Annotated in this window: 18 protein-coding genes and 1 pseudogene; 13 read left to right on the plus strand and 6 right to left on the minus strand. The window is 43.7% G+C overall.

Features of this window, described 5'->3' with window-relative positions:
• The 9 genes from AC4IFT_RS20730 to rpoC all read left to right on the plus strand — a co-directional run.
• The coding region (locus AC4IFT_RS20730) for an EF-Tu C-terminal domain-related protein (RefSeq protein ID WP_445576139.1) at nt 1–87 on the plus strand (87 nt) is incomplete at its 5' end.
• A gap of 581 nt (nt 88–668) precedes the next feature.
• Entirely contained in the window at nt 669–1,055 is a 387-nt protein-coding gene (secE, locus tag AC4IFT_RS20735; protein WP_004265885.1) for a preprotein translocase subunit SecE, read from the plus strand.
• Entirely contained in the window at nt 1,056–1,601 is a 546-nt protein-coding gene (nusG, locus tag AC4IFT_RS20740) for a transcription termination/antitermination protein NusG (RefSeq protein WP_490737086.1), read from the plus strand.
• A 174-nt stretch (nt 1,602–1,775) separates the two neighbouring features.
• Entirely contained in the window at nt 1,776–2,204 is a 429-nt protein-coding gene (rplK, locus tag AC4IFT_RS20745; protein WP_004264379.1) for a 50S ribosomal protein L11, read from the plus strand.
• Nucleotides 2,205–2,208: 4 nt separating this feature from the next.
• Nucleotides 2,209–2,910, plus strand: coding sequence for a 50S ribosomal protein L1 (gene rplA / locus AC4IFT_RS20750; protein WP_275076776.1), 702 nt, complete (start codon nt 2,209–2,211; stop codon nt 2,908–2,910).
• Between the two features lie 325 nt (nt 2,911–3,235).
• Complete coding sequence (gene rplJ, locus AC4IFT_RS20755) at nt 3,236–3,733, plus strand: 50S ribosomal protein L10 (RefSeq protein WP_102140205.1); 498 nt, start codon at nt 3,236–3,238, stop codon at nt 3,731–3,733.
• Nucleotides 3,734–3,793: 60 nt separating this feature from the next.
• A complete protein-coding gene (rplL, locus tag AC4IFT_RS20760; RefSeq protein WP_206086830.1) occupies nt 3,794–4,162 on the plus strand; it encodes a 50S ribosomal protein L7/L12 in 369 nt (122 codons plus the stop codon).
• Between the two features lie 356 nt (nt 4,163–4,518).
• Nucleotides 4,519–8,547 carry a DNA-directed RNA polymerase subunit beta gene (gene rpoB / locus AC4IFT_RS20765; protein ID WP_490737091.1) on the plus strand — a complete coding sequence of 1,343 codons (4,029 nt, stop codon included), beginning with the start codon at nt 4,519–4,521 and terminating at the stop codon, nt 8,545–8,547.
• Between the two features lie 108 nt (nt 8,548–8,655).
• On the plus strand, nt 8,656–12,879 hold the full coding sequence (gene rpoC, locus AC4IFT_RS20770) for a DNA-directed RNA polymerase subunit beta' (RefSeq protein ID WP_490737093.1): 4,224 nt from the start codon (nt 8,656–8,658) through the stop codon (nt 12,877–12,879).
• A gap of 77 nt (nt 12,880–12,956) precedes the next feature.
• Here the strand turns inward: rpoC and AC4IFT_RS20775 are convergent, their stop codons facing one another.
• On the minus strand, nt 12,957–13,466 hold the full coding sequence (locus AC4IFT_RS20775; protein WP_490737095.1) for a pyridoxamine 5'-phosphate oxidase family protein: 510 nt from the start codon (nt 13,464–13,466) through the stop codon (nt 12,957–12,959).
• Nucleotides 13,467–13,507: 41 nt separating this feature from the next.
• Nucleotides 13,508–14,224 carry a class I SAM-dependent methyltransferase gene (locus tag AC4IFT_RS20780; protein WP_490752588.1) on the minus strand — a complete coding sequence of 239 codons (717 nt, stop codon included), beginning with the start codon at nt 14,222–14,224 and terminating at the stop codon, nt 13,508–13,510.
• 337 nt (nt 14,225–14,561) lie between these two features.
• Here AC4IFT_RS20780 and AC4IFT_RS20785 point away from each other — a divergent pair, with 337 nt between their 5' ends.
• Nucleotides 14,562–15,479 carry a VWA domain-containing protein gene (locus AC4IFT_RS20785; RefSeq protein ID WP_490752606.1) on the plus strand — a complete coding sequence of 306 codons (918 nt, stop codon included), beginning with the start codon at nt 14,562–14,564 and terminating at the stop codon, nt 15,477–15,479.
• 69 nt (nt 15,480–15,548) lie between these two features.
• On the opposite strand, the gene dcuC is transcribed toward AC4IFT_RS20785, so the two are convergent.
• Nucleotides 15,549–16,922 carry a C4-dicarboxylate transporter DcuC gene (gene dcuC, locus AC4IFT_RS20790; RefSeq protein WP_490737099.1) on the minus strand — a complete coding sequence of 458 codons (1,374 nt, stop codon included), beginning with the start codon at nt 16,920–16,922 and terminating at the stop codon, nt 15,549–15,551.
• Nucleotides 16,919–18,172 carry a peptidase T gene (gene pepT, locus AC4IFT_RS20795; protein ID WP_490737101.1) on the minus strand — a complete coding sequence of 418 codons (1,254 nt, stop codon included), beginning with the start codon at nt 18,170–18,172 and terminating at the stop codon, nt 16,919–16,921. Before pepT ends, dcuC begins: the two co-directional genes overlap by 4 nt.
• A gap of 787 nt (nt 18,173–18,959) precedes the next feature.
• Here pepT and AC4IFT_RS20800 point away from each other — a divergent pair.
• From AC4IFT_RS20800 to AC4IFT_RS20810, 3 genes and pseudogenes are all read left to right on the plus strand, one after another.
• Entirely contained in the window at nt 18,960–20,261 is a 1,302-nt protein-coding gene (locus tag AC4IFT_RS20800; protein WP_490752589.1) for a uracil/xanthine transporter, read from the plus strand.
• An 83-nt stretch (nt 20,262–20,344) separates the two neighbouring features.
• Nucleotides 20,345–20,596 (plus strand): type II toxin-antitoxin system Phd/YefM family antitoxin, encoded by a 252-nt coding sequence (locus tag AC4IFT_RS20805; protein WP_213914521.1) that lies wholly within the window; start codon nt 20,345–20,347, stop codon nt 20,594–20,596.
• Nucleotides 20,586–20,856: pseudogene (locus tag AC4IFT_RS20810) on the plus strand (type II toxin-antitoxin system RelE family toxin). The gene AC4IFT_RS20805 and the pseudogene AC4IFT_RS20810 overlap by 11 nt, the downstream one beginning before the upstream one ends.
• Before the next feature lie 69 nt (nt 20,857–20,925).
• Here the strand turns inward: AC4IFT_RS20810 and thiH are convergent.
• Together thiH and AC4IFT_RS20820 are read right to left on the minus strand one after the other, a co-directional pair.
• Nucleotides 20,926–22,047 carry a 2-iminoacetate synthase ThiH gene (thiH, locus tag AC4IFT_RS20815; protein WP_490752591.1) on the minus strand — a complete coding sequence of 374 codons (1,122 nt, stop codon included), beginning with the start codon at nt 22,045–22,047 and terminating at the stop codon, nt 20,926–20,928.
• Complete coding sequence (locus AC4IFT_RS20820) at nt 22,044–22,814, minus strand: thiazole synthase (protein ID WP_490752593.1); 771 nt, start codon at nt 22,812–22,814, stop codon at nt 22,044–22,046. The genes thiH and AC4IFT_RS20820 overlap by 4 nt, the downstream gene beginning before the upstream one ends.
• Nucleotide 22,815: the final 1 nt, after the last annotated feature.

Below are 22,815 nucleotides of genomic sequence, written 5' to 3' on the forward strand. Positions count from 1 at the left end.
ATCGCGATGGACGACGGTTTACGTTTCGCAATCCGTGAAGGTGGCCGTACTGTAGGTGCGGGTGTTGTTGCAAAAATTATTGCATAATACCGCTCTTTCTGAATAAGAAAGAACTACTTAGTAAAAAGGGCGTCTTATAGACGTCCTTTTTATACGTTGCAAAATTAAGAACCTATCTCATCAATCATTTCTCAATAATTATTGGTGAGATAGGCTCTGAAACAACGAATTGATAATTGCGTGAACTCCTTTGCGCAGTTATATGAGATTTATTAAGGTTTTGCTCAGAAGATATGGTATATTTTACCGCTGCCACAAAAAGAACCTAATTTTTCCAATTGGTGTGGCTGAAAATTTACTGAGCATGCTGAAAATTCCTGCAAAATGGATAGCACTTGTGAAATGGAAAGTACTGACGAACGAATAGTACTTGCGAAATAGAATGTGGCTGCATGGGCTGTATTTGCAGAACGAATAGCGCTAATTACCTCCATCAACAAGGCTAATTGTTTTAACTCGCGGGTGATGTTATTGATATCCCTATCAAATTTTGCAGGCTTGGTTTGTAGTAATTGAGGGATATGTTGGCATATTCTATTGGTTTGGCTTGATTACTTACCCTTGTAGGTAACAGGCTTTGTACATACTTCATGGTAACAGGTTGAATTATGAGTGCGAATAGCGAAGCTCAAGGAAGTGGACGCAGTGCAGACATTTTCAAATGGGTAATTGTCTGTGCCCTATTAATAATTGCGATTGTTGGCAACTATTACTTCCGTCAATATAATCTCGCGCTGCGTGCTTTTGCAGTTGTGGCTGTGGTCGCTATTGCAGGTGCTGTCGCTTTATGGACAACAAAAGGTAAAGCAACACTGGCGTTTGCACGCGAAGCTCGTGTCGAGATGAGAAAAGTCATTTGGCCAACTCGCCAGGAAACATTACAAACTACTTTAATTGTTGCTGCAGTAACGGCTGTAATGTCATTAATACTGTGGGGATTAGATGGTATCCTGGTGCGTTTAGTTTCATTTATTACAAGCCTGAGGTTATTCTAAATGTCCGATTCACCTAAAAAGCGCTGGTATGTCATTCAGGCATTCTCTGGTTTTGAAGGTCGCGTAGCTCAATCTTTACGTGAACATATCAAATTACATGCTATGGAAGATTCTTTTGGCGAAGTTATGGTTCCAACAGAAGAAGTTGTTGAAATTCGTAGCGGTCAGCGCCGTAAGAGTGAACGTAAATTCTTCCCAGGCTATGTCTTAGTCCAAATGGTCATGAATGATGACTCTTGGCACTTAGTACGTAGTGTTCCTCGTGTAATGGGGTTCATTGGTGGGACGTCAGATCGTCCAGCACCAATTAGCGATAAAGAAGTTGATGCTATCATGAACCGCTTGCAACAAGTTGGTGATAAACCACGTCCGAAAACACTGTTCGAACCAGGTGAAATGGTTCGTGTTAGCGAAGGTCCATTTGCTGACTTTAATGGTATTGTCGAAGAAATCGACTACGAAAAGAGCCGCTTAAAAGTCTCTGTTTCTATCTTTGGTCGTGCAACTCCAGTCGAATTAGATTTTGGTCAAGTAGAAAAAGCTTAATCTAAACGACAAAACTGACTTGCAAAAGGCGTGAAATTTGACTACAATTTCGCGCCTTTTGTTTTTATGCTTTGCCAATTTGCTTCTTAATTGAGCTTACATAGGCGGGGCATGTTTAATTAACGGGGAGCCTTACAAACGTTAAGGCGCTATCACCCATCTAGAGGAAATATCATGGCTAAGAAAGTTCAAGCCTACGTCAAGTTGCAAGTTGCAGCTGGTATGGCGAACCCAAGTCCACCAGTTGGTCCAGCTCTGGGTCAACAAGGTGTTAACATCATGGAATTCTGTAAAGCGTTCAACGCAAAAACAGATAGCCTGGAAAAAGGTTTACCAATTCCTGTTGTTATTACTGTTTACGCAGACCGTTCTTTCACTTTCGTTACCAAAACTCCACCTGCAGCAGTTCTGCTGAAAAAAGCAGCTGGCGTTAAGTCTGGTTCAGGCAAGCCTAACAAAGACAAAGTTGGTAAAGTGACCTCTGCTCAGATTCGCGAAATCGCTGAAACTAAAGCTGCGGACATGACTGGTGCTGACGTTGACGCTATGATGCGTTCAATCGAAGGTACTGCTCGTTCCATGGGCCTGGTTGTGGAGGACTAAGACAATGGCTAAACTGACTAAGCGCATGCGCAATATCCGTGAAAAAGTTGATGCTACTAAACAGTATGACATCACTGAAGCCGTTGCACTGCTGAAAGAATTAGCGACTGCTAAATTCGTTGAAAGCGTTGACGTTGCTGTTAACCTGGGCATCGATGCTCGTAAATCTGACCAGAACGTTCGCGGTGCAACTGTACTGCCACACGGTACTGGCCGTTCAGTTCGCGTTGCTGTGTTCGCACAAGGCGCAAACGCTGAAGCTGCTAAAGCGGCTGGCGCTGAACTGGTTGGTATGGAAGATCTGGCTGATAAAATCAAAGCTGGCGAAATGGACTTTGACGTTGTTATTGCTTCTCCAGATGCAATGCGCGTTGTTGGCCAATTAGGTCAAGTTTTAGGCCCACGTGGTCTGATGCCAAACCCGAAAGTTGGTACTGTAACTCCTAACGTTGCTGAAGCAGTTAATAACGCTAAAGCTGGTCAGGTTCGTTACCGTAACGACAAAAACGGAATCATCCACACCACTATCGGTAAAGTTGATTTCGACGCTGACAAACTGAAAGAAAACCTAGAAGCACTGCTGATCGCGCTGAAAAAAGCAAAACCAGCTTCTGCTAAAGGCATTTTCATCAAGAAAGTTAGCCTGTCTACCACTATGGGTGCAGGTGTTGCTGTTGACCAAGCTGGTCTGTCAGCGACAGTTTAATTACTATAGCTTCGGCTAATAAGTAATTAGGCTTTACCTTTGCGTCAAATTTGTATAAAATTTGACGCCTTGAGTTTGTTGGGTATAGCAATATATCCAACAAACCACAAATTTCGGTATGGAGTCTGGCCTTTCCAGACCCCGTCCAAGACCGCAGGTGTGCTATTTATAGTCACTTAATTTACCTGCGTAGACGGTGACAGAGATACCTAGAATTTTATTCTGGATTCTATTCTGCTCACCGTGTTTTAGCGCTCAAATACATGTTGTATCTGAGTGATGTGAGTCCCGGGGTTTTCCCGGTTAATCCAGGAGCAAGAAGCTAATGGCACTAAATCTTCAAGACAAACAAGCGATTGTTGCTGAAGTCAGCGAAGTAGCCAAAGGCGCGCTTTCTGCAGTTGTTGCTGATTCACGCGGCGTAACTGTAGCAAAAATGACTGAACTGCGTAAAGCAGGTCGCGAAGCTGGCGTTTATATCCGTGTTGTTCGTAACACACTGATTCGCCGTGCTGTTGAAGGTACTTCTTACGATGTACTGAAAGACGTGTTTGTCGGTCCAACCTTAATTGCTTTCTCTAACGAACACCCGGGCGCTGGCGCTCGTCTGTTCAAAGAGTTCGCGAAAGCGAATCCAGCATTTGAGATTAAAGCTGCGGCCTTTGAAGGTGAGTTAATCCAAGCGAAAGATATCGATCGTCTGGCAACTCTCCCAACTTACGATGAAGCAATCGCACGCCTGATGGCAACCATGAAAGAAGCCGCTGCCGGCAAATTGGTTCGTACTCTGGCTGCTCTGCGCGATCAGAAAGAAGCTGCATAAGCCCTTTCCTTCGTTGCTTTTTAACGTATAAACTATTTCTGAATTTTAGGAACACTTGTTATGTCTATCACTAAAGACCAAATCCTTGATGCAGTTGCAGAAATGTCTGTAATGGACGTTGTTGAACTGATTACTATGATGGAAGAAAAATTCGGCGTTTCTGCTGCTGCGGCTGTTGCTGTTGCTCCAGGTGCTGCTGCTGAAGCTGCTGAAGAAAAAACTGAATTCGACGTTGTTCTGTCTGCTATCGGCGGTAACAAAGTTGCAGTTATCAAAGCAGTTCGTGGTGCAACCGGTCTTGGCCTGAAAGAAGCTAAAGACATGGTAGAATCAGCTCCAGCGACCATCAAAGAAGGCGCTAGCAAAGACGAAGCTGAAACTCTGAAGAAAGCTCTTGAAGAAGCAGGCGCTTCTGTTGAACTTAAATAAGTTCAATTTCAAGAACGCAGCTTAATCTAATTAGGCTGATGGCTGGTGATTTTTTAATCACCAGCCTTTTTGCGCTGTAAAGCGTGATGGGTGTTAACAGCTTTTCACGCAGTTTTATTGTTAACAACAACCCTCCAATACTTTTTTCTATTGACGACTTAATATACTGTGTTCTTCGCTACGACCCGCTCGGGTAGCTCGGTAGCCAAAGCGCGCAATGAAATGATTTAAGAGTAATAGCAATGAGTATTACGGAAAGTATTCATTTTCCATTTCTTATATAAAACGCGTTGCGGTTAAGACTCTTTTTTAAGAGCTAACCACTTGGGTCACTGATCAACGAGCTGAGGAAACCTATGGTTTACTCCTATACCGAGAAAAAACGTATTCGTAAGGACTTTGGTAAACGTCCACAAGTTTTGGACATACCTTACCTCCTTTCTATCCAACTTGACTCGTTCCAGAAGTTTATCGAGCAAGATCCCGATGGCCAGAATGGGCTGGAAGCAGCTTTCCGTTCTGTGTTTCCAATTCAGAGCTACAGCGGTAATGCTGAACTGCAATATGTCAGCTATCGTTTAGGCGAGCCTGTTTTTGATGTTAAAGAATGTCAAATTCGCGGTGTAACTTATTCTGCTCCTCTGCGTGTTAAATTACGCCTCATCGTTTATGAGCGTGAAGCACCAGAAGGCACCGTTAAAGATATCAAAGAACAAGAAGTCTACATGGGTGAAATTCCACTCATGACTGAAAACGGAACTTTCGTTATCAACGGTACAGAGCGTGTTATCGTATCCCAGTTACACCGTAGTCCAGGTGTATTCTTCGATAGCGATAAAGGTAAAACACACTCTTCAGGTAAAGTGTTATATAACGCACGTATTATCCCTTACCGTGGTTCATGGCTTGATTTCGAATTCGACCCGAAAGATAACCTGTTTGTACGTATTGACCGTCGCCGTAAATTACCTGCGACCATTATTCTGCGTGCAATGGATTACAATACCGAAGAAATCTTAAATCTGTTCTTCGATAAAACTGTATTCCAAATCCGTGATAATAAACTGATGATGACGCTGGTTCCTGAGCGTCTGCGTGGTGAAACTGCTTCTTTTGATATCGAAGCGAACGGTAAAGTCTATGTTGAAAAAGGCCGCCGTATCACTGCACGTCATATTCGTCAGTTAGAAAAAGAAGAAGTTAACAACATCGAAGTTCCTGTTGAATATATCGCAGGTAAAGTTGTTGCAAGAGACTACATCGATGAAAGCACCGGTGAGCTGATTTGTGCAGCGAACATGGAGCTTTCTTTAGACATGTTGGCACGTCTGAGCCAATCTGGTCATAAAACAATCGAAACATTGTTTACCAATGACTTAGACCACGGTGCTTACATTTCTGAAACCGTTCGTGTCGACCCAACTAACGACCGTCTGAGTGCATTGGTAGAAATCTACCGCATGATGCGTCCTGGTGAGCCACCGACCCGTGAAGCGGCAGAAAACCTGTTCGAGAACCTGTTCTTCTCTGAAGACCGTTACGACTTGTCTGCTGTAGGTCGTATGAAGTTCAACCGTTCACTGAACCGCGATGAAATCGAAGGTTCTGGTATCCTGAGCGAAGAAGACATCATCGAGGTGATGCGCAAACTCATCGATATCCGTAACGGTAAAGGCGAAGTCGATGACATCGACCACTTAGGTAACCGTCGTATTCGTTCCGTTGGCGAGATGGCAGAGAACCAATTCCGTGTCGGTCTGGTTCGTGTTGAGCGTGCAGTGAAAGAGCGTCTTTCTCTGGGCGACCTCGATGCATTGATGCCACAGGATATGATCAACGCTAAGCCTATTTCAGCCGCAGTTAAAGAGTTCTTTGGTTCCAGCCAGCTGTCACAATTTATGGACCAGAACAACCCACTGTCTGAAATTACGCACAAACGTCGTATCTCTGCATTAGGCCCAGGTGGTTTGACTCGTGAACGTGCGGGCTTTGAAGTACGTGACGTACATCCAACTCACTACGGTCGTGTATGTCCAATCGAAACGCCTGAAGGTCCAAACATCGGTCTGATCAACTCATTATCTGTTTATGCACAGACCAATGAGTACGGTTTCTTAGAAACCCCATACCGTTTAGTTCGTGATGGCTTAGTGACTGATGAAATCCACTATCTGTCTGCGATTGAAGAAGGAAACTTCATCATTGCTCAGGCGAACACCGTATTAGGTGAAGATGGTAGCTTTATCGAAGAATTAGTCACTTGTCGTAACAAAGGTGAATCAAGCTTATTCAGCCGCGAACAGGTTGAATATATGGACGTTTCGACTCAACAGGTTGTTTCTGTTGGTGCGTCACTGATCCCATTCCTTGAACACGATGACGCCAACCGTGCATTGATGGGTGCGAACATGCAACGTCAAGCGGTTCCAACTTTACGCGCTGACAAACCATTAGTCGGTACAGGTATGGAACGTGCAGTAGCGGTTGACTCTGGTGTAACAGCTGTTGCAAGACGTGGTGGTTCAGTTCAGTACGTTGATGCCTCTCGTATCGTTATCAAAGTTAACGAAGATGAGATGTATCCGGGCGAAGCTGGAATCGACATTTATAACCTGACTAAATATACCCGTTCTAACCAGAACACCTGTATTAGCCAGATGCCTTGTGTATCTTTAGGTGAGCCAGTTGAACGTGGTGATGTGTTAGCAGATGGTCCTTCAACAGACCTCGGCGAATTAGCACTGGGTCAAAACATGCGCGTGGCATTCATGCCATGGAATGGTTATAACTTCGAAGACTCCATCTTAGTTTCTGAGCGTGTTGTTCAAGAAGACCGTTTCACAACTATTCACATTCAGGAACTGTCTTGTGTGTCTCGTGACACCAAATTAGGGCCTGAAGAAATCACTGCGGATATTCCAAACGTCGGTGAAGCTGCACTTTCTAAACTGGATGAATCTGGTATCGTTTATATCGGTGCAGAAGTGAAAGGCGGCGACATTCTGGTTGGTAAAGTAACACCGAAAGGTGAAACTCAGTTAACCCCAGAAGAGAAACTGCTGCGTGCTATCTTCGGTGAAAAAGCGTCAGACGTTAAAGACTCTTCTTTACGTGTTCCTAACGGTGTTTCTGGTACGGTTATCGACGTACAAGTATTTACCCGTGATGGTGTAGAGAAAGACAAACGTGCGTTAGAGATCGAAGAAACTCAGTTACGTGATGCGAAGAAAGACTTAACAGAAGAGCTGCGTATTTTCGAAGCTGGCCTGTTTGCTCGTATCCGTTCTGTACTGGTTAACGGCGGAATTGAAGCTGAAAAACTGGACAAACTGCCTCGCGACCGTTGGTTAGAGTTATCTTTAGCTGATGAAGAGAAGCAAAACCAGTTAGAGCAATTAGCTGAACAGTATGACGAACTGAAATCTGAGTTCGAGAAAAAACTCGATGCTAAACGTCGTAAGATTACCCAAGGTGATGATCTGGCACCTGGCGTACTGAAAATTGTTAAGGTTTATCTGGCTGTTAAACGTCAGATCCAACCGGGTGATAAAATGGCGGGTCGCCATGGTAACAAAGGTGTTATCTCAAAAATCAACCCAGTTGAAGACATGCCTTATGATGAAAACGGTAACCCAGTTGACATCGTTCTGAACCCACTGGGCGTACCATCACGTATGAACATCGGTCAGATTTTGGAAACCCACTTAGGGATGGCAGCAAAAGGTATTGGTGAGAAAATCAATGCTATGCTTAAACAGCATGAAGAAGTTGCCAAACTGCGTGAGTTTATCCAAAAAGCGTACGATTTAGGTGATGATCCACGCCAGAAAGTTGACTTGAACACTTTCTCTGACGAAGAAGTTATGCGTTTGGCTGAGAACCTGAAAAAAGGTATGCCAATTGCGACACCAGTGTTTGATGGTGCGAAAGAGAAAGAAATCAAAGAACTGCTGAAACTGGGCGGTCTACCAACTTCAGGTCAGATTACATTATTCGATGGTCGTACTGGCGAGCGTTTTGAGCGTCAAGTTACTGTCGGCTACATGTACATGCTGAAACTGAACCACTTGGTTGACGATAAGATGCACGCCCGTTCAACAGGTTCTTACAGCTTGGTTACTCAGCAACCGCTGGGTGGTAAAGCGCAGTTCGGTGGTCAGCGTTTCGGGGAGATGGAAGTGTGGGCACTGGAAGCATACGGTGCAGCCTATACTCTTCAAGAAATGCTTACAGTTAAATCGGATGACGTTAACGGCCGTACGAAGATGTATAAAAACATCGTCGATGGCAGCCATCAGATGGAGCCTGGCATGCCGGAATCTTTCAACGTATTGCTGAAAGAAATCCGCTCACTGGGTATCAACATCGAGCTGGAAGACGAGTAATTCGTTTTGTGCCGGAGGGTTCGCCTTCCGGCCAATGTAAGCACTGGGATTTGGGGAGAGTGGCTTTGAACACTCACCTGACAGGTCTAACTCCGACAGGAGCATTTTGTGAAAGACTTAATAAAGTTTCTGAAAGCGCAAACCAAGACCGAAGAGTTTGATGCTATCAAGATTGCTCTGGCATCACCTGATATGATCCGTTCATGGTCATTCGGTGAAGTGAAAAAGCCAGAAACCATTAACTACCGTACGTTCAAACCTGAGCGTGATGGTCTTTTCTGTGCGCGTATTTTCGGGCCAGTAAAAGACTACGAATGTCTGTGCGGTAAGTACAAACGTTTAAAACACCGCGGTGTGATTTGTGAGAAGTGTGGCGTTGAAGTTACACAGACCAAAGTCCGTCGTGAGCGCATGGGTCACATTGAACTTGCTTCTCCGACTGCACATATTTGGTTCTTAAAATCACTGCCATCCCGTATCGGTTTGCTGCTCGATATGCCACTGCGCGATATCGAACGCGTTCTGTACTTTGAATCATATGTGGTTGTTGAAGGCGGTATGACTAGCCTTGAGCGCGCACAGATTCTGACAGAAGAGCAATACTTAGATGCGCTGGAAGAATTCGGTGACGAATTTGATGCGAAAATGGGTGCGGAAGCTATCCAAGGCCTGCTGAAAAACCTCGATCTTGAGAACGAGTGTGAAACGCTGCGTGAAGAGTTAAACGAAACTAACTCTGAAACTAAGCGTAAAAAGCTGACCAAACGTATCAAACTGCTGGAAGCGTTCATTCAATCTGGTAACAAACCAGAGTGGATGATCTTAAACGTGCTGCCAGTATTACCACCGGATCTGCGTCCATTAGTTCCACTGGATGGTGGCCGTTTCGCTACGTCGGATCTGAACGATCTGTATCGTCGCGTGATCAACCGTAATAACCGTCTGAAACGTCTTCTGGATCTGGCTGCGCCAGACATCATCGTACGTAACGAAAAACGTATGTTGCAAGAAGCGGTTGATGCGCTGTTAGATAACGGTCGTCGTGGTCGTGCTATCACAGGTTCTAACAAACGTCCTCTGAAATCTTTGGCAGATATGATCAAAGGTAAACAAGGTCGTTTCCGTCAGAACTTACTTGGTAAGCGTGTTGACTACTCAGGTCGTTCTGTTATCACCGTAGGTCCATACCTGCGTCTGCATCAGTGCGGTCTGCCGAAGAAAATGGCTCTTGAATTATTCAAACCATTTATCTATGGCAAATTAGAATTACGTGGTCTGGCAACAACCATCAAAGCTGCGAAGAAAATGGTTGAGCGCGAAGAAGCGGTTGTTTGGGATATCTTGGATGAAGTTATCCGCGAACACCCAGTCATGCTGAACCGTGCACCAACACTTCACCGTCTGGGTATCCAAGCGTTCGAGCCAATTCTGATCGAAGGTAAAGCTATCCAATTGCACCCACTCGTTTGTGCGGCATACAACGCCGACTTCGATGGAGACCAAATGGCGGTACACGTTCCTCTGACTCTGGAAGCTCAGTTAGAAGCACGTGCGTTGATGATGTCAACCAACAACATCCTGTCACCAGCAAGTGGTGAGCCTATCATCGTTCCTTCACAGGACGTTGTATTGGGTCTCTACTACATGACGCGTGACTGCGTAAACGCGAAAGGCGAGGGCATGGTATTAGCCGGTCCTAAAGAAGCTGAGCGTGTTTACCGTTCAGGTCATGCTTCACTGCATGCCCGCGTTAAAGTCCGTATCACTGAAGAAGTAAAAGATTCGGAAGGTAACATCACTATCAACACGGGGTTAGTTGATACCACGGTTGGTCGTGCAATTTTATGGATGATCGTACCAAAAGGTCTGCCTTACGCGCTGGTTAACCAAGCGTTAGGTAAGAAAGCGATCTCTAAAATGCTGAACACCTGTTACCGTGTTCTGGGCCTGAAGCCTACGGTTATTTTTGCTGACCAAATCATGTATACCGGATTTGCCTATGCGGCACGTTCAGGTGCATCAGTTGGTATCGACGATATGGTTATTCCAGAGAAAAAAGCTGGGATCATCGCCGAAGCAGAAGCAGAAGTGGCAGAAATTCAGGAACAGTTCCAGTCTGGTCTGGTTACAGCAGGCGAACGTTACAACAAGGTTATCGATATCTGGGCAGCGGCAAACGAACGTGTTGCTAAAGCGATGATGGAAAACTTGTCAACTGAATCCGTTATCAACCGTGATGGCGTCGAAGAACAACAAGTTTCTTTCAACAGTATCTTTATGATGGCCGACTCCGGTGCTCGTGGTTCCGCCGCTCAGATTCGTCAGTTGGCGGGTATGCGTGGTCTGATGGCTAAGCCAGATGGCTCCATCATCGAAACACCAATCACGGCAAACTTCCGTGAAGGTCTGAACGTTCTCCAGTACTTTATTTCAACGCACGGTGCGCGTAAAGGTCTTGCCGATACCGCATTGAAAACAGCGAACTCCGGTTATCTGACTCGTCGTTTAGTCGACGTTGCACAGGACTTGGTTGTTACTGAAGACGACTGTGGAACTCATGAAGGTATCCTGATGACTCCGGTTATCGAGGGTGGCGACGTTAAAGAACCACTGCGTGAGCGTGTACTGGGTCGTGTGACTGCTGAAGATATCCTGATCCCAGGTACAGCGGACATTCTGGTTCCACGTAACACTCTGCTTCACGAAAAACTGTGTGACCTGTTAGAAGCTAACTCTGTCGACAGCGTGAAAGTGCGTTCAGTTGTAAGTTGTGAAACTGACTTCGGTGTGTGTGCTCACTGTTATGGTCGTGACCTTGCTCGTGGTCATATCATTAACAAAGGTGAAGCTATCGGTGTTATCGCGGCACAGTCAATCGGTGAACCGGGTACACAGTTAACGATGCGTACGTTCCACATCGGTGGTGCGGCATCTCGTGCGGCAGCTGAATCTAGCATCCAAGTACGTAACACAGGTACGCTGAAACTGTTCAACGCGAAATACGTGACGAATTCAGAAGGCAAACTGGTTATTACTTCACGTAATACTGAACTGCGTCTAATTGACGAATTCGGTCGTACGAAAGAAAGCTACAAAGTTCCTTATGGTGCGCACCTGTCTAAAGGTGATGGCGCTGCGGTAACGGGTGGCGAGACTGTTGCGAACTGGGATCCACATACCATGCCAGTCGTCAGTGAAGTTTCTGGTTTCATCAGCTTCTCTGACATGCTTGATGGTCAAACAATGACACGTCAGACTGATGAATTAACCGGTCTGTCTTCAATCGTTGTTCTGGATTCTGCGGAACGTACCAGTGGTGGTAAAGACCTGCGTCCTGCTCTGCGTGTTATTGACGCAAATGGTAACGATGTTCTTATCCCTAACACGGACATGCCAACTCAGTACTTCTTACCGGGTAAAGCAATTGTTCAGTTAGACGATGGCGTTGCTATCAATGCGGGTGATACTTTAGCGCGTATTCCACAAGAATCTGTGGGTACTAAAGATATCACGGGTGGTCTGCCACGCGTAGCTGACTTGTTCGAAGCACGTCGTCCGAAAGAGCCTGCAATCTTGGCTGAAATCAGCGGTATTATCTCGTTTGGTAAAGAAACCAAAGGGAAACGTCGTCTGGTTATCACGCCATTAGATGGTAGCGATCCGTACGAAGAGATGATCCCTAAATGGCGTCAGCTCAACGTGTTCGAAGGTGAGATTGTTGAACGTGGTGACGTTGTTTCTGATGGTCCAGAATCTCCACATGATATTCTGCGTCTGCGTGGTGTCCATGCTGTTACGCGTTATATCACGAACGAGGTTCAGGAAGTTTACCGCTTACAAGGCGTTAAGATAAACGATAAACACATCGAAGTTATCGTTCGTCAGATGCTGCGTAAAGTCACCATCGCGGATGCAGGAAGCTCTGAATTCCTCGAAGGTGAACAAGTCGAGTACTCACGTGTTAAAGTTTCAAACCGTAAACTGGAACAAGAAGGTAAAATTCCAGCTAATTACGCACGCGACCTGTTGGGTATCACTAAAGCATCTCTGGCAACAGAATCCTTTATCTCAGCGGCATCGTTCCAAGAAACAACACGCGTACTGACAGAAGCAGCGGTTGCGGGTAAACGCGATGAACTGCGTGGTCTGAAAGAAAACGTTATTGTTGGACGTCTGATCCCAGCGGGTACTGGTTTTGCGTATCACCAAGACCGTATTCGTCGTCGTCATCTGAACGAAGTTGTGGATGCTCCACAAGTTAGTGCAGATGAAGCAACAGCGAACTTAGCTGAACTGTTAAATGCAGGTTTCACTAGCGATAACCAGAACTAATTTCTGATATCCAAGTGTCTCTTGATTGAAACCGGTGTCGTAAGGCGCCGGTTTTTTTATGCTTAATGGAAATAAGCTTATTTATTGTTAAGCAATGATATTGGTACGGTGACTCTTCGACTTTCTTGTTTTTCCTCCCAGCTTTTCATATCGAACATCCATAAATTTTCAACAGTGATTTCATAAAAACGCGAATGACCATTACCGGTTAGTTCATCAAGTGGAATTCGAGTAGCAGTGGCAGAAACCTCATCAAAGGGGGATTGAGGGTAAAACTCATCCAGTGCTTCCTCACATTCCAGCGCAGATAGCTCTCGTGCTTTTCCAGTAAATTGCATTCCATCTAGTCCCAATTTATGCATTTCAGGTAATGAATGATTAAATAATGAGCCACTGACCTTTTCATTATGTTGGATATTTTTAGAATGCTTGGCTTGTCGAGATGAGAACCAAATAAAGCGCAGAGGGTTTAATTTGACGCAATGTTCGACGGTTGATGCCCAAGGTAATTGGTCATCACCCTGTGTGGCGAGTGTTAAAAAGCGGGTATTTTGCAATAATAACAAACTGCGTGTTTTTAAATTCATATTGAGTCCTTTTATCCAAAATGTAGGTTTATTAGCCGTAATTAGGCTATTTTCACTGCTGTTATAAGTTGAGCATGAGGGCATTGGAGGTAATTAAAAAATGGTTCTATGGTTTCAGGATGGTTAGCAATCATATTTCCATACTGGAGATAGTTGAATCCAGTTTGTAAAATAACCTTTCCTAAAGTGCTATCGGAATAATAGTAAGCTTGTATGATTTCATTATAAGGAGGCATACAAATATTAAAATAAATGGAACTTCCATCCTTTCTGGGGTGTTTTTCAATTAATCTGAAACCATAAGAGCGATAATATTCACTATCTGTAGAAAAATCGGGATTAATTGTTAATAAAATTAAACGGCCATTTGGTTTTAATACACGATATATTGACTGTACAACGGAACGGACTTCATCTAAATTCTTGCAATAAGGGATAATATAAATGGCAAGAGCTAAATCAAAAGTTTCAAAATAATTATCAAGGCTTGAGGTATAAATAATATCTAAACCATACTTTTTTGCATTTTTTCTTGCGAGGCTGAGCATGTTGGGTGAAGTATCGAATCCTACGATATTTTTTTCGCCTTCTTTTTCTAGCCAATGTGATATAAAACCTGCTCCGCACCCATAATCTAAAATAGTTCGTGTTTCTGACTGATTTAAATATGATTTTATCGTAGGAATATCAACGTGCATACGAAAGGGCCACAGAAAGGAATAGCTGTAAATCTCAGTGATTTGATCAAATTTTTTCATATTTATTGAAGTAATTATTAAATGATATTAATCGCTTGTTTTATATTTTACTGTCATTTTGTAATCTTATGTTTTTACTTGTTTTTTTAAATTCCTTTTAAATGAGTGATAAAAAATTTGAAATAATATAAAGGTGAGTAACTAATATATAAATATCGAGTTTTATTAGTATTTATTAATTTTTGTAGGGTGATGATAAATAAAAAACAGTGATAATAAATGGCCTCGATAACACTTTGAGGAAATAACAAAGGAATCAATTATTTTTTTATTTTAAATTTAAAAGGAATATTAAATGGATAAAGATATGATAAATAATCAAGTTGATGATGAAAAAATGAATTTGCCGGCTCAACAAGGTGGTTTTTCGAATACTTTTGGTGCGATTAATACTTCTCAAGTTGTCACTGGTAGTGGCTCTATTGCATTGGATTTAGTCGTTATCATTGATACCAGTGGCTCAATGTCAGATGAATCAAATGACCTGAGCCAGCAAATTGATGCAGCAATTGAAAAAGCCGCAGCAAATTGTCCCTCTCAATTAAGAGCGACATTTTTAGGCATTCAAGGGACGTGGGATAACACTAAATTCGATCAGTCAGTGAGTGATTATTTAACTGCTTTGGGGGTTAGCCAAGGGAGCTTACAAGCGAGGCAGCCTTTTAAAGAGGCTGATGGCATTGACCATGCTGGCAACAAAGAGGATTTGTGCCGTGCTGTCATTGATGTCAGTAACTATTTTGATTGGCGCGATAACGCCCGCCGCGCGATTTTTGTGTTAGGTGATGAAGGCTTAGAAGGGGGAGGAGGGACATTAACCAGTGCGGCAGTACTGAAAAATAATGAGGCCATTGCCGTTGCACAAAACGCCCACGTCAAAGTGTATACCTACCAAGGAACACCGAATGATGATCCTTCGAATATAGATCGCTTCCCAACCTTGGGTGACCGTGACAAAGTCACGAAAGAATACGAGCGCCTAGCAGGACAAACGGGAGGACGTTCATACATTTATACCACTGGGATCGCGAATTTCACGTTAGTCTTACAGGAAATTTTATGCGATAGCTTAACGCCTCCTGGGCGCCCAGAAATAGAGAAATCTAGCTGTGCAACAGTTTGTGAGCAACTTCCTTTGATTATAGCGACGGTTAATACGTTGGCTGAGATTATCAATAAGACGATTGATGCTTGCTGCCCAAAAGAACCTGATAAGCACCTTGATGTGGCAAAGGCTTGCCAATGTGACCATTAATGTCTGATTAACAGACAAAAAAAGAGGGAGAATCTCCCTCTTTTCTATTTTTGCGTATAGCGCTATGGACTAATAGAAGATACCAATGATTGCACAGTGTGCAACAAAACCGACCATTAGCGGCACCGCCGTTCGTTTCACTACATCGAAAGGCTGTAGCTTAGCACCACTGGACACGGCAATGATCACCCCTGCAACTGGAGACATACCACGACCCATATGGGAAGCTTGCTGCATTGGTAGGATCATTGAAATCGGGTTCACGCCCATGCTGTGTGCGATTTGTGGAATTAACTCCACAAACGCTAAGAATGGCGCATTACCTGAGCCCATGATAATTGCGGCAGCGAGTGTGACGAGGGCGAAAACGATCGCCATGGCAAACGGAGGCAAACCGACAGATTCTGCGCCTAAAATCAGTTGGTCGATTGCACCACTGACTTTGATACCATGTGCAAATACCCCAGCAGCAACCAATAAGCCAACAACATTACTAAAAGCATGCCCCATTCCATTGAGGAACGTTTGGAAGCCATTACAGACCAATTTAAAATTGCGTACTCTTAGAGTTTCAATCACCATACAAATTGCCATCGCAATCAATACAATGGTCACCACATCTAAGTGAATACCTGCAAAGAATAAATTGGATGTACCGACCGCCATTACGATTGGCAGCATAGGAAGAAATGCATAGTATCCCGGGACGGATTTTTTACTTTCTTCTTTTTCGTGAGACTGAACGGCTTTCCCGATCTCAGGCACAAAGCCTTGTTTACGGTCACAATGACGTTGCCAGAAAATATGGGTAATACCCACCACCAGCACAGTGGCTAATGCCGCTGGACCTTGGTAGTAAAGCACATATTCAACGACAGACATATCAACGGCTTTTGCGCCACGGATCGCATCGATGGCTGTTGGTGTATATGCAACACCAAGGGAGGTTGCAATAACCCCAGCCGCAGATGCGGGCGACAAACCTAAGCCAATCATGATCGGGAACATGGTTCCCATGAGTAACACAGCGAGGCCCGTTGCTGATGGGATTGCCAGTTGTAGGATACTTGCCAATAAGAAAGAGAAAAACAACAACACATAGGGTGAGCGCATGTTTTTCAGAGGCTTAGTGGCAACACGAACAACGGCTTCATTGGCACCGATATGGTCCATATATTGTGCAAAGCCCATCAGAGCCATGATCATCAAACCAAGATCTGCTGCACGACTACTGAAAAGGTCGCGCATCACTTCAAATGGGTCAAGCCAAGTTATCCCTGTGGTTGCAACGTTTTTAGGCAGGATTGGACCCCAACCCAATGCCATGGTGAAGATCATCAACACTAAACCGGCGATTAATAACACCGGTTCTGCTTTGTAGCCCTTCAAAATAAACCGTGCAACCAAAACAACGATAATCAGAACCGTTAGAATTGGGATCATGCTTTTGCTCCTGGTTTGAAGCGTTCAGCGGTGATCTGGACCACTTGCTTCAGAACATCACTTGCTGCATACAGAGACTTCACTGGGAGGTATTCATAGATTGAATGGAAGTTATGAGCGCCAGTGAAAATATTTGGGCAAGGTAAGCCATTTTGCGACAATGCCGCGCCATCATAGCCACCGCGCATTGGGATAACTTTTGGTGTAATGCCACAGGCGTGGTAAGCATCGACAGCAATATCAATCGGATAGCTATTTTCACCTTGCAGGCTGTTATACACATTAGAATAGCGATCCGCTAGCTTACAAACGACGCTTTCTTTGCCCCACAAGTCTTCACAGTTTTCAGCCAGTTTTTTCAAGAAAGCCATACGTGCACGGTAGCCTTCTTCAGTGAAATCTCGAACGTCCATTTTTAACACGGTACGTGCGCTATTCCCTGACATTTGCTTGACCCAGTAGTAGCCTTCACGACCTTCGGTATATTCAGGTGCTTCACCGCCCGGTAGCATGGCAATAAATTTTTGCGCCATCAGTAATGAGTTGATTAATTTACCTTTTGCCGACATTGGGTGAGCTGATTTACCGGTAAAGATAATCTCTGCATCCCCTGCATTCCAGTTTTCATACACTAATTCACCAATACCACAGCAGTCGAGGGTGTAGGCAAAGTCAGCACCAAACTCTTTCACATCAAATACTTTGGCACCGCGTAGGCCTTGCTCTTCATCCGGTACAAAACCGACTTTGATGGTGCCATGTTTGACGTCTGGGTTTTGTTTGAAGTATTGCAGCATATCCATAATCGACGCGATAGCGGCTTTATCATCGGCACCTAATAAGCTGGTTCCATCAGTGACAATGATGTCATCGCCAATGTAATTGACCAACTCAGGGAATTCGCTTTTACGTAGGTAAATATTTAACTCTTTGTTCATGCACAGGTCTTCACCGGTATAGGGCAAAATTTGTGCTTTAGTATCATTGGTTTGCTCTGCACTTGTATCTAAGTGACCAAAAAATGCGACAGTTGGGACGTCGTAATCAAGGTTAGAGGGGAGAGTGGCTGTTACAATGGCGGTATCACGTAGTTTGATATCTTCAACGCCGAGTGCTTCTAATTCTTGCACGAGTTGTTTCGCTAATACACGTTGCCCTTCGGAGGATGGCATGATCCCCGCAGCGCCTTTTTCCCGATCAGTGGTGGTGTTCACTTTGGTGTAAGAAATAAAACGGTCAACAATATTCATTATTCTCATGCTCCAACATTATTATGAATGTTTTATACTTTAGTTATCGCTGTGTTTGTAATCTCATTTCACAGTATTATTCTTTTATCATAACTAAAGAGAGCTTGAATATCCGACCTGTTGAATTTTTTTAAGAAATGCTAGGAAGAATATAAAATCAATAATTAATACTGGCTTTATTCGTATAATGAATTAAAATGCGCAACTTTATACCCTGCCTATTTAATTATGTTAATTTATTGATATTAAAGAGTAATAAATCCATCCTGTATGTTTTTTTATTTAACATCTGATGTTATCTTGCCTTATCTGAAATCTATTTATTAATAATCTAAACTGGATAAACTAAATTAATTTTAATCATTACTACTGAATTTTTATTTTGATTTTCTGAAAGTTAAATCGCTCTTTAGTGAGTTATTTATGAATGGATAAGGTGATGTTTTAGTATTTAAAACTAATTTGGGATGGTAGTACTTAATTGTCTTTGAAGTTGGCACTATTGTAATTAACTGTTTAGTATTTTTACTTGAATTGTGGGAGAGTTCAAGAATTAAGGTTCTAGTTTATTATTAATATCCATTTATAAATGGATAAAATAGATTAATGAATAGGATTGAACCACAAAATCAAATATGTTTTATTTTTAAATCTTATTTTAATGGCACCTATGGTGTTTTTTTGACATGATGCAATTGGTGCCTAGCGAGTTTACTTAATGAAATAAAAAGAAAACTGAAGTGAGGGGCCATATTCTATATTTAATACAGTAAGGCAAGGGATCAGGATGGCTTCAATTAACATTAAAAAAAATAATATTATTTCTGGCTTTCAATGGTTCTTTTTTATCTTCTGCAATACGGTCGTTATTCCTCCAACGCTACAGTCGGCTTTTCATTTATCAGACCAAACTACTTTTACCATTACCCAGTATTCATTTCTATTAACTGCGCTAGCCTGCTTGTTGCAAGCTTTTTTAGGGCATAAGCGGTCGGTGATGGAAGGGCCAACGGGGCTATGGTGGGCGACGATTTTAACCGTGACATTATCGGAATCAATGCAAGGAACTGCCCTTGGTACCATTGGTTGGAGTCTTGCTATAGGTATTTTTCTCTCGGGGATTATCACCATTTTAATTGGTTTAAGTGGGCTTGGTGGCTGGCTAGCCAGTTTATTTAAGCCGGGTGTGTTAGTGGTGTTTATGTTTTTGTTGGGTGCTCAATTGGTGACCATCTTTTTAAAAGGAATGTTAGGCCTTCCTTTTGGTGTTGGCGGAGCAGAAGTAGCGGTAAATTACCCTGTTTTCTTTCTAGCCCTTGCCGTGCTTGCGCTAGTGATTGGGGTTATTATTTATTTACCCGCAAGTATCAGTAAATATGCGTTGCTGATTGGGACAATCATTGGTTGGGCAGTGTATAGCACACTGTTTGGTAGCAGTTCATTACCCGTATCTTCTTCTTCGTGGGCGCTTTTTCCGCTCGGTAAATCGGATGAAATTAGCGTGAGTATTATTTTAACTGCTATCTTTGCAGGTATTCTGAACACCTCAAATACCTTTGGGGCGATGCGAGGAACCGATGTTTTTTATCCAAATTCACAACCAACGAAGTCGCTATACCGACGCAGTTTTGTGATGTCAGGCTTTGTGACGGTACTTGCTGCCCCGCTGGGCATTGTGCCTTTTTCGCCTTTCGTATCTTCTATTGGCTTGATTACTCAAACAAAAGACAGTTCTCGCATTTCATTTGTCATTGGCAGTGTGATTTTTCTGTGTGTCGGGGGAATTGCCGTACTGACGCAATTTTTCCGTTCATTGCCCCTCGCGATTGGCAGCGCGGTGATGTTAGCTACGTACTTGCCGTTGCTGTTTTCGTCATTCTCATTTCTGACGGATATGAAATTAAATGCACGTAATATTTACCGATTAGCGCTGCCGATTTTTGTCGGAATATTTTTAATGTCAGCACCGCCAGCGGTATTAGATTCGTTACCCACAATGTTCAGTTCACTGTTAGGTAATGGGCTTTTAATGGGGATTATTTTTGCACTCATTCTGGAAAACACCATTAAGTGGGACAAAATTGCTTAGAAAAGTGGTATTGCGGAAAGTATCTTTAAAGGTGCTTTTACTAGTGCCATTATGGGTGTGAAATTTCAGTTTGGAGATAAAGCATGACTTATCAAATTTTGAGTGATACTGCTGCAAGTATCACTGATTTGAAAAAAAATCCAATGGGTATTATTGCTGAAGGTGAAGGCAACCCTGTTGCTATTCTTAATCGAAATGAACCAGCTTTTTATTGTGTGCCGCCTGAGTTATTCGCGTGGTTTATGGAACTAGCAGAAGATGCAGAACTTAATAAGATTGCAGATGAGCGTGTCCAATCACTCGATACCGTTAGTGTAAATCTCGATGACCTATAAACTCGAATTTGATAAACGTGCATTAAAGGAATGGCAGAAATTAGCGCCTTCGATTCAGAATCAATTTAAAAAAATTAGCGGAACGCCTTGAAAATCCTTTTGTACCATCAGCTCAACTTAGTGGTAAACACAATCGTTATAAAATAAAGCTACGCTCATTAGGCTACCGCTTAGTTTATGAAGTGATCGAGGGCAAAATTGTTTTACTGGTTATTGCAATCGGTAAAAGAGAGGGGGAATGTGGTTTACTTTTCTTCTGATGAACGTTGACACGAGAAGTTCTAAGGCATAGGCAATTAAAGGGCTAACGTCATGTTAGCCCTTTAATTTTAACGCCCCAAATAGCCATCCCAATCTTTCCAAACGGGTTGTAACCCTGCTTGTACGAGGGCATTTGCCACTTGTGCCGCACTGCGGTTATCGTTTGGTGAAAACTGTTCTAGCTCTTCTTTGGTGTCTGCATAACCCCCCGGTTGGGTCTTTGAGCCTGCGCTGACATTATTAATGGCGAGTGGCACCACATGATCGCGAAAATACGGGGACTCACGAGTCGACAGCGAAAGCTCAACATTCGGGGCGAGTAAGCGAAAGGCGCAAATGAGTTGGACCAATTCCGCTTCATTCATCAGTGATGCAGGCTCAACACCACCCGCACAAGGGCGCAAACGTGGAAACGAAATGGAATAGCGGCTTTGCCAATAATATTGCTGCAAATACAGCAAATGCTCAGCCACCATGTAGCAATCGGTGCGCCAACTGTTAGATAAACCAATTAATGCGCCAAGGCCGATTTTATCTACACCAGCCTCGCCAAGACGTTCAGGGGTGGCTAAACGCCAGTGAAAATCTTGCTTTTTGCCCTTGAGGTGATGCAGTTGGTAGGTCGGCTCGTGGTACGTTTCTTGGTAAACCATCACACCATCTAATCCCAGTGTTTTCAATTCCTTATATTCTTCAGTGCTTAATGGCTGCACTTCCATCATCAATGAACTGAAATAAGGGCGAATGATAGGCAAAGTATGACGGAAGTAATCCATCCCCACTTTACTCTGGTGTTCCCCTGTGACTAACAATAAGCTATCAAACCCAATTTTACGGATTGTTTCGCACTCATTGACAATCTCAGTGTCATTGAGTGTTTTACGTTTGATTTTGTTGCTCATCGAAAAACCACAGTAAGTACAATCGTTTGCGCAAAGGTTTGATAAATAAAGTGGGACGTAAAACCCAACTGCGTGGCCAAAACGTTGGCGAGTAAGCCGTTGTGCTTTTTGCGCCATTGCTTCAACGTAAGGCCTTCCAGCAGGGGAAAGTAGCGCCATAAAATCGTCGAGGGTGAGGATATCACTGGCTAAGGCGTGTTCTACATCGTGGGCGGTTTTGCTATTAATTCGCAGCGTAGTATCGTCCCAATCCAGTGCATTTAGGCGCTCTTGGAAAGGGGGGATCATGATAGTGCCCCCAAAAAGCTGGTGAGTGGGCTGGATGCTTGCGCCTGCTGCTTCGGTGCTGCTAAGCCACTTTGATAAGCCAATTCGGCAGCTTCGACAGCCAGTTTAAAGGCTTTTGCCATTAAAATGGGTTGCTTGGCAACGGCAATCGCCGTATTCACCAGTACGGCATCTGCCCCCATTTCGATAGCTTCTGCGGCGTGGCTTGGCGCACCAATCCCTGCATCTACCACGACTGGCACGGTGGCTTGCTCGATAATAATTCGCAGCATTTCTTTGGTAGCTAAACCTTTATTGGTACCGATAGGCGCACCTAATGGCATGACTGCTGCGCAGCCAACTTCTTCAAGACGGCGGCACAATACGGGGTCTGCACTGCAATAAGGCAACACCACAAACCCCTCTTTGACCAGTTGCTCCGCTGCTAACAGTGTTTCTATAGGGTCGGGTAATAGATAGCGCATGTCAGGGTGAATTTCGAGTTTGACCCAATGGGTACCAAGGGCTTCTCGCGCCAGTCGCGCAGCAAAAACGGCTTCTTGCGCGTTTTTTGCCCCGGATGTATTGGGTAAAAGCTTTACGCCAAGCTCTTGAAGTGGCTGTAAAATACCATCATCCTGCCCGCGCAGGTTAATCCGCTTCATCGCCATGGTAACTAATTGGCTACCCGAGGTTTGAATGGCCTCTTGCATTAACGTAGCATTGGCAAACTTCCCTGTTCCCGTAAATAAGCGTGATTGAAAGGTCACATCAGCGATTTTTAACATG

The organism is Providencia sp. UF-183 (assembly GCF_058246155.1).

Excerpts from the sequence above, each read along its gene's own strand:
- secE (WP_004265885.1), top strand. The coding sequence starts at position 669 with ATGAGTGCGAATAGCGAAGCTCAAGGAAGTGGACGCAGTGCAGACATT.
- nusG (WP_490737086.1), top strand. The coding sequence starts at position 1,056 with ATGTCCGATTCACCTAAAAAGCGCTGGTATGTCATTCAGGCATTCTCT.
- rplK (WP_004264379.1), top strand. The coding sequence starts at position 1,776 with ATGGCTAAGAAAGTTCAAGCCTACGTCAAGTTGCAAGTTGCAGCTGGT.
- rplA (WP_275076776.1), top strand. The coding sequence starts at position 2,209 with ATGGCTAAACTGACTAAGCGCATGCGCAATATCCGTGAAAAAGTTGAT.
- rplJ (WP_102140205.1), top strand. The coding sequence starts at position 3,236 with ATGGCACTAAATCTTCAAGACAAACAAGCGATTGTTGCTGAAGTCAGC.
- rplL (WP_206086830.1), top strand. The coding sequence starts at position 3,794 with ATGTCTATCACTAAAGACCAAATCCTTGATGCAGTTGCAGAAATGTCT.
- rpoB (WP_490737091.1), top strand. The coding sequence starts at position 4,519 with ATGGTTTACTCCTATACCGAGAAAAAACGTATTCGTAAGGACTTTGGT.
- AC4IFT_RS20775 (WP_490737095.1), bottom strand. The coding sequence starts at position 13,466 with ATGAATTTAAAAACACGCAGTTTGTTATTATTGCAAAATACCCGCTTT.
- AC4IFT_RS20780 (WP_490752588.1), bottom strand. The coding sequence starts at position 14,224 with ATGAAAAAATTTGATCAAATCACTGAGATTTACAGCTATTCCTTTCTG.
- AC4IFT_RS20785 (WP_490752606.1), top strand. The coding sequence starts at position 14,562 with ATGAATTTGCCGGCTCAACAAGGTGGTTTTTCGAATACTTTTGGTGCG.
- dcuC (WP_490737099.1), bottom strand. The coding sequence starts at position 16,922 with ATGATCCCAATTCTAACGGTTCTGATTATCGTTGTTTTGGTTGCACGG.
- pepT (WP_490737101.1), bottom strand. The coding sequence starts at position 18,172 with ATGAATATTGTTGACCGTTTTATTTCTTACACCAAAGTGAACACCACC.
- AC4IFT_RS20800 (WP_490752589.1), top strand. The coding sequence starts at position 18,960 with ATGGCTTCAATTAACATTAAAAAAAATAATATTATTTCTGGCTTTCAA.
- AC4IFT_RS20805 (WP_213914521.1), top strand. The coding sequence starts at position 20,345 with ATGACTTATCAAATTTTGAGTGATACTGCTGCAAGTATCACTGATTTG.
- thiH (WP_490752591.1), bottom strand. The coding sequence starts at position 22,047 with ATGATCCCCCCTTTCCAAGAGCGCCTAAATGCACTGGATTGGGACGAT.
- AC4IFT_RS20820 (WP_490752593.1), bottom strand. The coding sequence starts at position 22,814 with ATGTTAAAAATCGCTGATGTGACCTTTCAATCACGCTTATTTACGGGA.